The following is a 217-nucleotide window of genomic DNA, read 5'->3' on the forward strand; positions in this document are numbered from 1 at the left end:
AACCCCAAGCTTTTTAAGTCTAGCTTTAAGACGTTGAACCGTTGCTAAATCCCGCTTACCCCAAACATAAGCAACAATTTCTCCAGATTCTTGATGGTAGGCATAAATAAGCCATTGTTTATTTTGCTTATTCCCTACAAAAGTCCAAAGTTCATCGACTTCAAGACATTCGTAGTGGCTTTGTTTAGGCTGAATCTGATAGATCGATTCACTTAAG

General features: G+C 38.2%; 1 protein-coding gene. It reads right to left on the reverse strand.

Annotated elements, in window-relative coordinates:
• The coding region (locus AC1M9D_RS14205; protein ID WP_481612461.1) for an IS1 family transposase at positions 1–217 on the reverse strand (217 nt) is incomplete at both ends.

The sequence above is a fragment of the Acinetobacter sp. ANC_7682 genome (assembly GCF_056779795.1).